Source organism: Limosilactobacillus sp. (assembly GCF_051873075.1).
Lineage (GTDB): Bacteria > Bacillota > Bacilli > Lactobacillales > Lactobacillaceae > Limosilactobacillus.
Genome location: NZ_JBJEEM010000005.1, coordinates 1 through 14,009, shown reverse-complemented (window position 1 = coordinate 14,009; position 14,009 = coordinate 1). Strand labels below are relative to the sequence as shown.

Annotated in this window: 13 protein-coding genes; 9 read left to right on the top strand and 4 right to left on the bottom strand. The window is 53.3% G+C overall.

The window, feature by feature from the left end:
• The first annotated feature begins 20 nt into the window (after positions 1 to 20).
• Complete coding sequence (locus ACI31J_RS00725; protein WP_439772558.1) at positions 21 to 1,154, top strand: THUMP domain-containing class I SAM-dependent RNA methyltransferase; 1,134 nt, start codon at positions 21 to 23, stop codon at positions 1,152 to 1,154.
• Positions 1,155 to 1,350: 196 nt separating this feature from the next.
• Positions 1,351 to 3,618, top strand: a complete 2,268-nt coding sequence (locus ACI31J_RS00720) for a phospholipase D family protein (protein ID WP_439772557.1) — start codon at positions 1,351 to 1,353, stop codon at positions 3,616 to 3,618.
• A 96-nt stretch (positions 3,619 to 3,714) separates the two neighbouring features.
• Here ACI31J_RS00720 and ACI31J_RS00715 read toward each other — a convergent pair whose 3' ends face one another.
• The 3 genes from ACI31J_RS00715 to ACI31J_RS00705 form a co-directional block, all read right to left on the bottom strand.
• The gene (locus tag ACI31J_RS00715; protein WP_439772556.1) at positions 3,715 to 4,254 is read right to left on the bottom strand and encodes a flavodoxin family protein; all 540 of its coding nucleotides are present in this window, start codon (positions 4,252 to 4,254) and stop codon (positions 3,715 to 3,717) included.
• Between the two features lie 168 nt (positions 4,255 to 4,422).
• Positions 4,423 to 5,292: an alpha/beta fold hydrolase gene (locus tag ACI31J_RS00710; protein WP_439772555.1), complete on the bottom strand. Its 870-nt coding sequence runs from the start codon at positions 5,290 to 5,292 to the stop codon at positions 4,423 to 4,425.
• 99 nt (positions 5,293 to 5,391) lie between these two features.
• A complete protein-coding gene (locus ACI31J_RS00705; RefSeq protein WP_439772554.1) occupies positions 5,392 to 6,057 on the bottom strand; it encodes a Crp/Fnr family transcriptional regulator in 666 nt (221 codons plus the stop codon).
• 102 nt (positions 6,058 to 6,159) lie between these two features.
• Here ACI31J_RS00705 and ACI31J_RS00700 point away from each other — a divergent pair, with 102 nt between their 5' ends.
• Positions 6,160 to 6,819, top strand: a complete 660-nt coding sequence (locus ACI31J_RS00700) for a cupin domain-containing protein (RefSeq protein WP_439772553.1) — start codon at positions 6,160 to 6,162, stop codon at positions 6,817 to 6,819.
• Positions 6,820 to 7,038: 219 nt separating this feature from the next.
• Here the strand turns inward: ACI31J_RS00700 and ACI31J_RS00695 are convergent, their stop codons facing one another.
• Positions 7,039 to 7,428, bottom strand: coding sequence for a ribonuclease HI family protein (locus ACI31J_RS00695; RefSeq protein ID WP_439772552.1), 390 nt, complete (start codon positions 7,426 to 7,428; stop codon positions 7,039 to 7,041).
• Positions 7,429 to 7,464: 36 nt separating this feature from the next.
• Here ACI31J_RS00695 and ACI31J_RS00690 point away from each other — a divergent pair, with 36 nt between their 5' ends.
• The 6 genes from ACI31J_RS00690 (at position 7,465) to ACI31J_RS00665 (ending at position 13,731) form a co-directional block, all read left to right on the top strand.
• Entirely contained in the window at positions 7,465 to 7,872 is a 408-nt protein-coding gene (locus ACI31J_RS00690; RefSeq protein ID WP_439772551.1) for an EbsA family protein, read from the top strand.
• A complete protein-coding gene (lspA, locus tag ACI31J_RS00685) occupies positions 7,868 to 8,311 on the top strand; it encodes a signal peptidase II (RefSeq protein WP_439772615.1) in 444 nt (147 codons plus the stop codon). Before ACI31J_RS00690 ends, lspA begins: the two co-directional genes overlap by 5 nt.
• Before the next feature lies 1 nt (position 8,312).
• Entirely contained in the window at positions 8,313 to 9,224 is a 912-nt protein-coding gene (locus tag ACI31J_RS00680) for an RluA family pseudouridine synthase (protein ID WP_439772550.1), read from the top strand.
• A 67-nt stretch (positions 9,225 to 9,291) separates the two neighbouring features.
• Positions 9,292 to 10,374 (top strand): carbamoyl phosphate synthase small subunit, encoded by a 1,083-nt coding sequence (locus ACI31J_RS00675; RefSeq protein WP_439772549.1) that lies wholly within the window; start codon positions 9,292 to 9,294, stop codon positions 10,372 to 10,374.
• Positions 10,374 to 12,878, top strand: a complete 2,505-nt coding sequence (locus tag ACI31J_RS00670; RefSeq protein ID WP_439772548.1) for an ATP-grasp domain-containing protein — start codon at positions 10,374 to 10,376, stop codon at positions 12,876 to 12,878. The genes ACI31J_RS00675 and ACI31J_RS00670 overlap by 1 nt, the downstream gene beginning before the upstream one ends.
• Before the next feature lie 67 nt (positions 12,879 to 12,945).
• Entirely contained in the window at positions 12,946 to 13,731 is a 786-nt protein-coding gene (locus ACI31J_RS00665; RefSeq protein ID WP_439772547.1) for a metallophosphoesterase, read from the top strand.
• Positions 13,732 to 14,009: the final 278 nt, after the last annotated feature.

Genomic DNA, 14,009 nt, shown 5'->3' with positions numbered 1-14,009 from the left:
AATTAAAGGGGAAATTAAATTTGGAAAAGTATCAATTGATCGCCACGGCGGCGGCCGGCATCGAGGCCCTGGTTGGCAAGGAGTTGCGACGGCTAGGCTATGATACCCAGGTCGAGAACGGCCGGGTCCGCTACCAGGGGGATATGAAGGACGTCCTGCGCACCAACCTCTGGCTCCGGACTGCCGACCGGGTCAAGATTGTGGTCGGCGAGTTCGATGCGCGGAGCTTTGAAGAGCTATTTGACCGGACCAATGATCTGCCTTGGGAGGACCTCCTTCCGGTCGATGCCCAGTTCCCAGTCGAAGGGAAGAGCCACCACTCTCAGCTGCACAACGTTCCGAGTGTTCAGGCGATCGTGAAGAAGGCCATCGTACAACGGTTAAGCCACTTCTACCACCGGCGGAGTCGCCTTCCGGAAACGGGGGCCCTGTACCCACTAGAGGTGGCCATCAACAAGGACCACGTGATGCTGACCCTGGACACTACCGGCGAGGGACTGTTTAAGCGTGGCTATCGGAAGAACAAGGGTGGCGCGCCGCTCAAGGAAAATATGGCGGCGGCCCTGGTGATGCTGGCTCACTGGTTCCCGGACAACCCGTTCGTCGACCCGGTCTGCGGTTCGGGAACAATCCCGATCGAGGCAGCCTTGTACGGGCACAATATTGCGCCGGGGATCAACCGCTCCTTCATCTGTGAGCAGTGGACCAACCTGACCCCGGACGGTCTGTCTGACGAGGTTCGTGATGAGGCGGACGCCGAAGCCGACTACGATGTTGAACTGGAGATTCATGGTTACGATATTGACCAGAACATGATTGACATCGCCAACGAGAATTGCCGGGCGGCGGGGCTGACGCATGACATCACGTTCAAGCAGCTGGCCGCCAAAGACTGGCGGACCGACGAGATCAATGGAGTCATCGTGGCCAACCCGCCATACGGGGAGCGACTGAGCGACCACGAAGCCGTCCACGAGCTGTACCGGCAGATGGGGGACCTCTACCGGCCGCTGACGACCTGGAGCAAGTACATCCTGACCGCTGACATGGAGTTTGAGAAGTACTATGGTGCCAAGGCTACCAAGCGGCGCAAGCTTTACAACGGGGCCCTGCGGACGGACCTCTTCCAATACTGGGGCAAAAAGAAACGCTAAAATGATAAATCCCTTGCTACGGCTGACGTGGCAGGGGATTTTTTCGTTTTAAAACATGACAGAAGGAACATAAAAGTTACTTGTAGAGCAGAAACAGAACGATTAGTCTAACTGAATGCTTATCCTTTAGTAAGGGCTCTTATCCCATGATATAATTCATACGGTAACATACCTAACCAAAAAGGGGGGCGTGGGGATGCTAGACATTTTAGATTACACCAGGCAAACACTGGTGACCGATGCCGATTTCTGGAAGTTTACGGATGAACATATTAAAGATGCAACCGAGTTCCGGGGAGTATCGTTTGTTTCCTCAATCAAATTCATTGAAAAGTACTTGTTGCCCCGCTACCAATCAGTAACCCTCATTCTGGGTCTGAGTGACAACGGGACTGCCTCGATCGGCCAGCAATTGGCCCAGCTGATGGACCGGAACCAGTTTGTCCAGTATGGCTACGAGCACCAGCAGAGCGAATTTACCAAACGTATCCTGGACGGAACCCTCAAGCTGTACTTCACCAAGCGCGAATTGATTCACACCAAGATGTACCTATTGACCAACGACCACGACTACCTGGCCCTGTCCGGGTCGATGAACCTTACCGAAGCTGCTCTGCATCACAACGTCGAACAGCTGGCCGGTGACTATGGCAGTCAGAAAGATCCGCTCTATCAGTGTCACCAACAGATGTTTGACGATAACTTCGCCCGGGCCGCCACCTACCTGGACGCCAAGAAGATGGCCGGCTTCATCCAGGCCAAGAACACGGAGCAACTGCAGGTCAGCGTCTATACCGATGCTGCCAATATGCTGAAGAATAAGGATGATGGTGACAAGAATGTCGTCGTCCTGCCGGCAGAAGAAATTAAGAAATATCGGGACGAATATAATTCCGATGAGGAACTAAAAAAGTTATCCGAACGGGAACGGCTAAGTGTCACCCAGGTTGTCCAGCTTTTTGGGAATGCCGGATACAAGAAACGCCAGCTGGATAACATCGGGCAAAGTCTATATGAACTGACCCAGGTCGTAAGGCACGTTTCAAAGAATAACGCCACTGCTGGAAAGATCAAGCACGAGGAAGACCTCTATCCGAAGCCGGTGCTTTTCTATAACAATGGGCAACTGTTCGAGGCACCCCGGATCGGGGATCAGGTTAAGTCGGCAGTGATCAAGTCAGACCTCGCCGGTGAAAATCTCAAGAAGCAACTGCAACTGTTTTCTGATATTGCCCACGAGTACGATAACTATAAGGAGGTCGGCGAGGGCTGGCAGGCCTGCGACTTCATGTGCTTCCTGTTCGAGGCACCGTGGCTGTGGAAGATCCGGAATATGTATGAGCTGTCGCCGAGCGCCCGGTCGCGGGAGGATGTTCCCCTAGGGGTTGCTCTGATTGGGCAGGGGCGAACCGGTAAGTCGACGCTGGGGAAACGTTTGGCGGCCAAACTGACCGGAAGCGGCAACTTCCTGGACGGCGGGGTGTTTGATCCCAAAAACTACGCACTGGGGAAGTCCAACATCAACATGACGATTACCAACGTTTTAAACGATTATATGTACAGCGGTCCGGTTAACCCGATGATGATCGACGACATCAGTCCCGACCTGACGACGCGGCCGTACTTTGACCGCTTCATTAAGGAAACCACTAACAACCGTAATCTGACTCAACCTTTGCCGTCGTTTATCTTCACGATGAACCGCCGTGAGGGTGACACCAGATCACAATTTTCCCTGAAGGCTGAGATAATGCGGCGCCTCTGGTACCTCAGCTTTGAGTCGACGTTTGCTGGGGAAGAGAGTGAACGGGAGAAGAAACTTAATGAACTGCTCGGCCGGGCTAATGATCAGCTTTATCGCTATTGCCAGGTGGAATTGGCCAAGTTCTTTGCGGATGTCTCGCCAGCCACGGAGAAACAAATCGAACGCGATTTCCTATACCCGATCAAGTACGTCCTGAAGCAGGCGATGGACCAGTTTGGAATGTTTGACCAGGTCCAGGACTACTTCAAGGACAATTACGACTACTCCTTGTTTGTCGGCCGCAACGACTGGACGATGCTGATCAACCAGGCGGAGGTCGGGACGGACATCATGTTTGTCCAGCAGGACGGTCGCTTGAAGGCTCAGATCAACAAGCAACTGTTCAACAAGGTTTCGGACAACACGGCTCGGAACAGCGGGTCGATGCTGATGGACCGGTATTTCCAATACCTGCCGCGGAAGTACCGGATCAGCTACCAGCATACTAGTACCGGCTTTATCGTTGATGTAAAGAACTTCGACCGGTGGCTGAATAGTGATACCTTGGAGCAACGCTATAACGACAGTCAGGTGGCTCGTGATGCCCGTAAGGTTGATACCGAGGCCCGGATGAGCGAGGCGATCACTAAGCTGACTGAGATGCAGGAAAGACAGAACCAGCGTCACCGGCTCTTTGGCTGGTTGCGCCGGAAAGAATAGCAGTTAAGTGGTATTGATGAGAATCAATGCCATTTTTAAGTTGACGCCGGGGTAACAAAAAACTCCCACATTTCTGTGAGAGATCTTCTACTTGTTCTATTGAATGCTCTTTCCTAATTGGTATGCTTCATCGGCGTGCTGAGCCAGTTTTTCAGTGTTCCATGAGTCGGCAGCGAGGACGCTCCCAATTTGTTCCCAGCGCATATAATTGAAGAGCTGCTTGAAATAGAGGTTCATGGAAGCAAAGGCATCCTCTTGCCCATAGCCGGATACCAGGGTGATGACCTTCTTGCCGCCGTGCAGCTCGTGATTATAGCTGTAGAAGCGATCGATGACTGCCTTCAGTGCCGCATTGATCCCGTAGTAGTAGAGTGAACTGACGAGAACGACGATGTCTGCATCGAGCAGCTTCGGCATCACTTCGTTTTTGATCACGTCATCCGGTTCGACCTCGACTTCTGCACCAGGTTGGTTATCCTGAAGCTGGATTAATGAGAATTCATTGATTCGGCGACCAGCATCGAACCGGTAAACCTCGTTTCCGGCTTCCCGGGCGCCCTTGACAAAGGCATCGGCTAACTTTTCTGAGGTCCCTGGATGGTGGGGACTACCGGTTAAAACAACGATTTTCTTCATGGAATCGCTTCCTTCCTAAGATACTTCTATTGTAACTTGAACCATGACAAAGGTAAAAGAGTTAGATTGAATAGTGATCGATGCTTAAACTTGATAGTTTAAATCGAGATTTAGTAAGAGACATAAAAAGCGGCCAGGAGGGTTTTCCTGGTCACTTTTCAACATAATCTAAGCAAATTTATGGTCCAGCCAGTCAACGATATCGTGCTTAACTACCATTGACTTGTCCTCAAATAAGATTTCATGTCGCATTCGTGGGTAGTGGTGCTTGGTTAAATCGTGGTAGCCGGCCTTAACCAGCGTTTTTAGTGTCTCTTGGACTTGGCCCTTGTTGCCGGCACAGGGATCGTCGCGTCCGGTCAAAAACAGGATGGGGACCGGGTGCTGGCTGCGGAAGTGGCGCAAGTGCCCGACCTCGCGCATCCCCTCGTACAGGTCGTTGTAACCCTGGCTGGTGAACGAGAAGCCGCAATCGGGATCATCAGCATATTTCTGGACGTTCTTCGGGTTATGACTGAGCCAGTCTAGCTTGGTTCGGGGATGGGGGATGCTTTTGATAAAGCCGCCGGTGGTCAGCTTGTCCAACAAGCGGCTTTTGCTTCTGGCACCCTTGATCCGCACAATGCCGGCGCTGAGCATTTTACCCGCGGCCCACAAGGGATTGTAAAAGGGGGCTCCCGATAGGATTAGGCCGTCGAAGTTGCTGTATTTCTGGATGTAGCTGCGGATGATGATGGTTCCCATCGAGTGACCGAAAAGAATGACCGGCTGGCCCGGGAAGCGGGTGTGGGCTAGCCGAACATAGTGGCGCAGCTGCGTGATGAAATTATGCCAGCCCTTGAAGCCAAAGTAACCCTTGAGCTTTGCCGGGAGGTGCTGCCCGTGACCGATCAGGTCGTAACGAATCGTGCTGTAGCCATGATTATTTAAGTAGTCGCAAAAGACTTGATAGCGATTGCTGTATTCCTGCATCCCGTGGACAAGGACGACCACGGCCTTGGAATGGGGAACTGCGGTGATTGAATCCATGTTGCTCATCCGTTTCTTCTTTAGTAACTGAGTGCGTTTGTTCTTACCTTATTTTAAGGCGCGGCTGCGAGAATGTCACCTTTCCATTATTAAGGAAGTGGCACGGTTTCAATCATGATGAAATTTTGCTGGCAATAGTTTGACCTTGTTGCCGTGAACTTCGATTTCGTGATGCGCTCTCATCCTGCTGATGGCTCGTGCCAGTGCGCTACGGTTAACACCCAGAAAGGCCGCTAACCCGGTTTGACTAAGCGGCAAGTGCTGGTAGCCATCGGGAGCGCTGGGGAGGTGGCGCAGGTAAACAATCAGCTTATCGTGAATTGTTTTCTGGTTAGCAATGTGCAAGCGAATGGTGTCATGGATGTTCTGCCGGGCCAAGAGGCGGGTTAGATTTTGCATTAGCTGGTGGTAAAAGGCGGGCAGCGGTTCCCTGGGGTTAAACAGGGCTCGTAAGTCAAGCGTAACGACGTCGCAGTCACTCTGGGCGATCAGTTGGATCGGGCTGGCAACGTGCTCAATGGCAAAGGCGGCCCCGTACAGTTCACCCGCAAAGAATTGGTGAAGACGGATTTTGTTAAAGTCTTCGATGATGCAGGATTCTTCAACCTGGCCTTTGTTGATGATTCCGGCAGAACGAAAGGGTGCACCGATCGTCTGCAGTGCCTCTCCCTTGACGTAGTGTCTGTTGTGCGCGTGGAGAAACTGCAGGGCCACCGGGATTTCAGCGGGCCCGAGATTGTTGAAGAGGTCGTTGTTTTGCCAAAGGGTGGTCATCACTAGCCACCTCCTTTTTTAATTCTTGTTGCCGTGGCAACAGGTATTTTACCATTGATCATATATAATTTTTGGTGACAAGACAAACGAGGAGGTTTTATTATGACAATTCCAGCAGGAACCGTCACGGACCTGGTTAAGGATAATCCGGTTGTCAAGGGCTGTACGATTTCTAACCAGCTATTTAATGATCAGGTGACGAGTACCACGTTTTCACTGGCGGCCAACACCAGCATCAGCGCGGCCCGCTATGCCAGCTATCAACTAATTACCGTTGAAGAAGGGCGTTTGACCGTCACGATTGCCGACGACCAGCACGAACTTCAGCAGGGGGACAGTTTAGTGACCCCTAAAGACACGCCGGTGGCCCTTGCAGCAGCCAAGGACTGTATCTACACGGAAATCAGCTTCACGCAAGATGCCGTGTTGAGTTCGCTCATCCAACCTGGCAAGGTCTTTAAGGTGGCCGACCTCATTCCATACCAGCAGGGGAAAATTATTAACTGCGACCTGGTTACTGGGCAGGCGTTCAAACTGGCCTTGATGGCGTTAGGCGCCGGTACCAAGCTGGCTGAACACTCGGCCCCCGGAAACGCGCTGATCTTTGCGCTGGCTGGGCAGGGAACGGTCAACTACGAAGGAACCCCCAAAGTCTTACGCACCAATGCGGCACTGAAAATGGCGCAGGGAGCCCGGCACGCGGTGAAAGCGGACCAGGACTATAAGATGGCCCTGCTGGTGATGACCCCGGCAGAGGCATAAGGCTGAGTACTGACATCCAGATAATGCCTCATATGATTACCCTTCCCGCCTCAACGTGGGCAACAGGAAGAAATAAGGGAGCACGACAAGCAAAATTGCCGTACTCCCTTATTTTGGTGATTATCGATGGCTGCTGAACAAGGGACAGAAATGATATAATGTAATGGGTTTTGCCATGTGATGTTAATGGCACTATTTTACGTATATAATCAGTAGAACCTATTCGAGTGACCGTAGCGCCTGGTTAGCTAAGTGATGGGCCCCATGATTCTGCTGGTCAGGGATCCATTGGGTGATCACGGTGGTGAACTGGCCGATGAGCTCGTTGAGAGTGGCTAGTTCAGCTTGGTAATGTTTTGTATAATTTTTCCCGATTGCGTCACTAAGCACCCGGCTGTCGGTGTAGAATAGTACCGTTTGCTGTGGACCAAAGTGCTCCAATAGGTATTGAAAGCCAAACTTTGCGGCCGCGAATTCACCGTGGTGGTTGTCGGCACACGCCAGGGTAGCAGTCAATTGGTACTGCTGGTGGTCAGCGATGACCAAGGCGCCGAGACCAGTTGGGCCGGGATTGCCCTTGCTGGCGGCGTCAGTGTATAGTTTTAACATTAAGATTACCTCGCTTTGAAAGGAAGAGTTTATTTTATGGAAGAAGAGACCCGTTATTTTTATCAGCCGGACCTGACCGGGACCATCATCAGTTGGTGCTGGACCTTCCTGTTGTTCTTGGCCGGCCTGATTATCTGGCTTGAGATTACCCATTTCCAATGGATATCAGCAGCCTTCTTTGTGGTCTTTGCTATTTTAACATTTTTGGAGATCAAGCGGCGGACCGTGCTGATCACCCCGACTAAGCTGGTGTTCAGCCGGCTATTGCAACGCGACTACCTGATGATCCCGCTGGCTGACATTCGCCAGCCCCGGTTCACTAAGCACACGGTGACGATGACGGTTAACGGCGAGGTTTTGAACTTCACCTTTACCGAGAAGGCCATCAAGCGTCTGCAACTGGCCCTCAAGAATCAGATGGAGGGGAATGCTCGTGACCATTAGTCTCAGCCTGATTTTAGTCGTGGCCCTGGTGGCCATTGACCAGCTGGTAAAGCATTGGGTGACGGCCACGATTACCCTGGGAGCCAGTCACGTCGTTGCGCCCGGACTCTTGGCCATTACCAACCTCCACAATAATGGGGCGGCCTGGAGCATCCTTCAGGGGCAGCAGTGGTTCTTTGCCATCATCTCCGTGGTGGCAATCCTGATCGTCGTCTACCTAATGGTCCGCTGGCGGCACCAGGTCCCCCTGATGGTTGGCTTGGCCCTGATCCTTGCCGGAACCCTGGGGAACTTCATTGACCGCCTAGTGAACGGGTATGTCGTCGATATGTTTGAACTGCTCTTTATCAACTTCCCGGTCTTTAACGTGGCGGACTCCTGCCTGACCATCGGGGTATTGATTTTAATTATTGCAATTTTACGGGAGGATGATGAATAAAATGACTGAACCAGTACGACTGGTAATCACAGATGAGCTGACGGGGAGAATTGACAAGCAGCTCGGTCACCACTTCACCCAGTTTTCCCGTTCGCAGATTCAACGCTGGATTGAGGATGGGCACGTCAAGGTCAACGACCGGGCGGTTAAGCCCAAGTATAAGCTGGCGGTGGGGGACGTGGTTACCATCACCCCAGAGCAGCCGAAGAAGATCGATCTGGTACCGGAGGACATCCCCTTAGACATTGTTTACGAAGACGATGACGTGATCGTCGTCAACAAGCCTCAGGGAATGGTCGTCCATCCTGCGCCGGGACACCCCGATCACACCCTGGTCAATGCCCTCCTGTACCATTCGCCGCTGTCGACCATCAACGGGGAATTCCGGCCGGGAATTGTTCACCGGATCGATAAGGACACCTCGGGCTTATTGATGGTGGCGAAAAACGACATGGCCCACCGTTCCCTGGCTGCTCAGCTTAAGGCCAAGACCAATGAACGTGAATACGTGGCCCTGGTCCACGGGGTAATCAAGGAGGAGCAGGGGACGATTGACGCACCGCTGGGCCGCTCCCTAAAGGATCGCAAGAAGCAGGCGGTAGTCGCTGATGGGCGTCACGCGGTTACGCATTTTAAGGTCCTCAAGCGTTACCGTCACTATACCCTGGTGTCTTGTCGCTTAGAGACGGGGCGGACCCACCAGATTCGGGTCCATATGAAGTATATCGGCCACCCATTGGCCGGGGACCCACTCTATGGCCCTCGGAAGACGCTGCCGGGCAACGGCCAGTACCTGCACGCCCGTCTGCTGGGTTTCAAACACCCCCGGACCGGCAAGCAGCTGACGTTTACCGCTCCCCTGCCGGCATACTTCCGAGAAATGCTAGACAAGCTTGATAAAATTGATAATTAAATTCTTGAAATTGTGCCGGGGTACGGCATAATAGGACATGGAAACGCTATTTGGGGTGAGTGATAAAGTGACAGCACGATACCTAATATTTGAAGATGGAACAACATTTGCCGGGGAGGGCTTCGGGGCCCCCGCGGTTACCTTTGGCGAGGTAGTTTTCAACACCAGCATGACTGGTTATCAGGAGATCATTACTAACCAGATCTACAATAACCAGATCGTGGTGTTTTCCCAGCCGAACATCGGGAGTTATGGCATCCAACGCAATATCTACGAGACGATTGTACCAACAATCAAGGGGGTTATTGTGCGTTCACTGTCAAATGTCGGCGCCGATAATCCCCAGCAACAGACCCTTGACCGCTACCTTAAGCAGATGAATATTCCGGGAATCATCAATATCGATACCCGGGCGGTCATTCATAAGCTGCGCGACGCCGGGAAGCCTTTGAAAGGGAGCATTGTGCCGGTTCCCGACGACCACGCCTTCGACCAACTCCATGCGACAGTGCTGACTAACCAGCAGGTCGCGCAGGTAGCTACACCGAAGCCCTACCCGAACCCTGGGGTGGGGATGAGCGTCGTGGTTGTTGACTTTGGCTTGAAAAACGGGGTTTTGCGGGAGCTCAGCCGGCGGAAGTGTAACGTTACGGTCCTGCCATATACTGCCAGCGCGGAGGAGATCTTGCGCCTGGATCCAGACGGGGTCGTCTTGTCTAGTGGTCCTGGCAATCCGAACAGCATTAAACGCTCGGTTCTGGAGATGATCCAAAAGATTCAGACCAAGGTGCCGCTTTTTGCGATCGGCCTGGGTCACGAATTGTTTGCGATTGCCAATGGAGCGAAGGTTCAACGCGATCCGGTCGAACATCACGGGATGAACCACCCGTTGAAGGAGATCATCACCGACCATATCGTCTACGCTAACCAGGGCGAGGGCTACCACATCGACCCGCAGACGGTTGACCGTTCTCAGCTGTTCATCACTTACGTCGACTTGATCGACAACAGTATTCAGGGCCTTCGTCACCGGCATTACCCAGCCTTCTCGGTCCAATTCTTCCCCGATGGCGCACCGGGTCCGGACGAGACGGATGGCCTGTTCGACGAGTTTCTTGATATGATGAAGCGAAAGGAGATGCGTCATTAATGCCAACGCCAGCAATCAAATCGGTCCTGGTGATCGGTGCCGGGGCTAACGACGTCCAGCACGGTGATGAGCTTGATGCTGCGACCTACCAGATCACGACCACCTTTAAGCATCTTGGCATCACGACCATCCTCGCCGATGACAACCCGTTTTCGGTCAGCCTGGAGAACCGGGCGGCGGTTGATCACGCCTGTATCGGTCCGCTAAACGTGGAAAACCTGGTCACGCTGATCAACCGTTACCACCCGCAGGCCATCCTGCCGACCCTGGGTAACCAGCGGGCTTTTGAACTGACCCAGGAGCTCTTGGAGAAGGGGATTATCCAGAAACTGGACATCAAGTTGCTGGGGGTCCCCGAGGCGACAATCCGCCAGGTCAATAACCCGGTCCTGCTCAGTCGGACCCTTCACAAGATGGACGCACCCATGAAGTCGGTGGTGACGGTCAGCAACTACCAGGATGCCCTCGAGGAGGCCCGCAAACTGGGCTACCCGGTGATCATCCGGTCTGTTTTGCCAAAGAGCAACAGTACTCGGCGAATCGTCCACGACCAGCGGGAACTGGCGGCGGCCGTCCAGAGCTGCCTCAGCCAATCCCGGGCCGAACAAGTCCTGGTCCAGCAGAGCCTGGCGGGGTATAAGGAAATTGAAGTAATCGTCCAGCGCGATGCCTCAGGCACGCTGATGATGCTTTCAATGATTGAGGACATGGATCCGATTGGAATTCACGCCGGTGATTCAGTGGCCTTTAATCCGCCGCAAACCCTCCTCGATCGCCAGATTCAGGACATGCGGGACACCGCCTTTGCGATTACCCGAAAACTGCGGATCGTCGGCATCAACCACGTGCAGTTTGCCCTGAACCCCGAAAATGATAAGTTTTACGTCATCAAGAACAGTCCCTACTTTGACCGGATGACTTCCTTCGTCGAGCAGTCGACCGGTTACCCGATTGCCAAGGTTTGTGCCCAGCTCTACGCCGGTAAACTGTTGCGGGACATTGACTTAGGACCTAACTACGTCCACCATGCCGCCCTGATTGAGCCGACAATGGACCACATCGCCGCCCGGGTGCCGGTTTGGGGATTTGATGAGATTCCCGAGGCCAGTCGTCTGCTAGGAACCGAGAAGAAGTCGGTCGGAACCGTCTTCGGGGTTGGTCGGAGTACGATCGAGGCGCTTTTTAAGGCCATCGAGTCCCGTTACCGCGAACCCGCTGACTTCCACCTGGCGGCCCAGAAGAAGCTTTCAGATGACGAATTAATCGTCAAACTGGTACACCCCGAGGCTGGCCGCCTGTTTGTCCTGATCGAAGCGATGGATCGGGGATATTCCGTCGATGAACTGACGGAGATGACCAAGATCGATCCCTTCTACTTCGACCAGATTAACCAGATGCGGCTTCTGATCAGGGAGATTATTGACAATCCAAATAAGGAGCCGGTCTTGATCAAGGCCAAGGGATACGGGCTGAGCAATCAGCTGATCGCGCGGCTGTGGAAGACCACGCCGCACCGGATCTACCAGATGCTGGTGGATCACCAGCTGACGACCAAGTACAAGGAAATTGAGCCCTCTGCAGGCGAGCTGGACCAGCACACCAGCAGTTTTTATTCGGCCTTGGAAGATGAAAATGAAGGGACCAAGACGGCCCAGCCAAGTGCCCTGGTGATTGGAACCGGCGGCTTGCGGCTGGGGCTCAGCAATGCCGGGGACTATTTTGTCGCCTCCATGATGAAACAGCTGCGTGAGGAAGGGTACCATACGGTGATCGTTGACACTAACCCGAGCTCGGTGGCCCTGGTGGGGGAATTGAGCGACAAACGCTACCTGGAACCGCCGACTCCGGAAAATATCCTCCAGCTCTTGAAGGTGGAGCAGCCGCAACTACTGTTTGTGCCAGCCTCATATACTCAACTTTTAGCTAGTCTAACCCAGACGGAACTCGACAGCCGGTTGATTATTCTTCCTGATGATCGATTGCCGCAGCTGGATAGCCGGGCGGCCAAGCTGGTGGCCTTTAACTACATTTTCGATGGCGAGTATGCCTACCCGCTCGGGACGACGACCAACCTGCTTTCTCCTGAACAGCTTAACTACCAGTCGACGGCGATCCGCTATCCTGCCGAGCTGCCGGACTATGAATTCCAGTCAGTAAGTGACCAAGCTAGCAACGCCGTGATGGAGCAAGGCAATCCTGGCTTGTACCAGGTCGTCTTTGTGAAGGCTGGCAACGAGTTTCATCAGGTTGGGGTCCAGCCCTTGCCGCTACCTGAGTTGGCCTTCTTATCCAAAGTCCTTCAAGTTAACCTGCCAGGTGTCTTCACCCAACTGGTGACGGGCTCAACAGCCACTGAGGCAGTGATTGATTCGCTGAAAAAGGCCGTGGATCCCGGGGTAGTAACCTATCGGGCAACCTTCCCATTCAAGGCCCTCCACGTCAAGGATGGGGTACCAGCCGTAAATAAGATCATCGGGGCCCGAATGCAATTCTTGACGCGTTAATTGAAGTTGGTAGAATGAAAAGCATTCCAAGTCTGGGATGCTTTCTTTGTTTGGAGAGGAAACGAAAATGGTACGAATTGCAATCAGCAGTGACAATCATCTCGACGTCAATCAGGTCGAGCCACAAAAGGCACTGGCGATGCAGGTCCAATACCTGCAAGCACGCGGGGTCCAGTACTACTTTTACGCCGGAGACCTGTTTAATGATTTTGATCAAACCCGGCGCTACATGACGGCGCTTCGTACCCGGCTGGCCAACCGGGTACAGGTTTACTACATTGCGGGCAACCATGACCTTCTCCAACACGCGCCCTTTGAATTGACCGAACACTTGGCTGATCCCGGTTATCTGCACCGGCGCTCCGTCGATTTAGCGGGGACGGACTGGCGGGTGGTCGGCAATAACGGCTGGTATGATTACTCCTTTTCTGCTTATCGTGACGATCCGGCCGCCGTTCGTCAGTGGAAGCGGGTCTACTGGCTAGATAGCGAGATCGACCAGCCAGGGGACGACCAAGAGCGAATGCAGGGCGTCCTTGACCAGGTGGCGGATCAGCTGGTCACCGCTAAAGATGCGGGGAAACGGGTGCTCTTTTTGACCCACTTTGCCCCTCAACATGAATTGCTAGCGCCACGTCCGGCGGCGGTGCAAACGCCCCGGCGAGAACGTTTCTACCAGATGATCAACGCCATGATGGGCAGTGACCGGCTAGGCGAGCTCCTGGAGTCGATGGGCAACGTCAAGGATGTTTTCTATGGCCACCTTCACGGGAGCCATCCACCGCTAAAGCGCAACGGCGTTACCTACTTCAACCAGGCGGTGGGGGTCAGAAACAAGCGGATCAACGAGTAGCAGCGAGCCGACTTTACCGCCCAATGGCAGGCTAGTCTGCGAATTATGGACTTCTAGCCGAAAAGCGGTGACACTGTCTTGATCGGATGAAAATGAAGGCGCCCGGAAATCGTGTGCTGCCGGAGGTTGTCGAGGCTTTTAGAATTTAGTTTAATTTTTTTGCAAAAAGTCCTTGCCATTTAGCAGAAATCTTGATATTATTATTTCTGTTGTCAAGGACGACATGCGGAAGTAGTTCAGTGGTAGAACATCACCTTGCCATGGTGGGGGTCGCGGGT

What these genes read in the sequence shown, in the direction of transcription:
- ACI31J_RS00695 (WP_439772552.1), bottom strand. Translation starts at nt 7,428, where the DNA reads ATGTTAAAACTATACACTGACGCCGCCAGCAAGGGCAATCCCGGCCCA.
- ACI31J_RS00665 (WP_439772547.1), top strand. Translation starts at nt 12,946, where the DNA reads ATGGTACGAATTGCAATCAGCAGTGACAATCATCTCGACGTCAATCAG.
- ACI31J_RS00710 (WP_439772555.1), bottom strand. Translation starts at nt 5,292, where the DNA reads ATGAGCAACATGGATTCAATCACCGCAGTTCCCCATTCCAAGGCCGTG.
- ACI31J_RS00690 (WP_439772551.1), top strand. Translation starts at nt 7,465, where the DNA reads ATGGAAGAAGAGACCCGTTATTTTTATCAGCCGGACCTGACCGGGACC.
- ACI31J_RS00705 (WP_439772554.1), bottom strand. Translation starts at nt 6,057, where the DNA reads ATGACCACCCTTTGGCAAAACAACGACCTCTTCAACAATCTCGGGCCC.
- ACI31J_RS00720 (WP_439772557.1), top strand. Translation starts at nt 1,351, where the DNA reads ATGCTAGACATTTTAGATTACACCAGGCAAACACTGGTGACCGATGCC.
- ACI31J_RS00680 (WP_439772550.1), top strand. Translation starts at nt 8,313, where the DNA reads ATGACTGAACCAGTACGACTGGTAATCACAGATGAGCTGACGGGGAGA.
- ACI31J_RS00670 (WP_439772548.1), top strand. Translation starts at nt 10,374, where the DNA reads ATGCCAACGCCAGCAATCAAATCGGTCCTGGTGATCGGTGCCGGGGCT.
- ACI31J_RS00700 (WP_439772553.1), top strand. Translation starts at nt 6,160, where the DNA reads ATGACAATTCCAGCAGGAACCGTCACGGACCTGGTTAAGGATAATCCG.
- ACI31J_RS00715 (WP_439772556.1), bottom strand. Translation starts at nt 4,254, where the DNA reads ATGAAGAAAATCGTTGTTTTAACCGGTAGTCCCCACCATCCAGGGACC.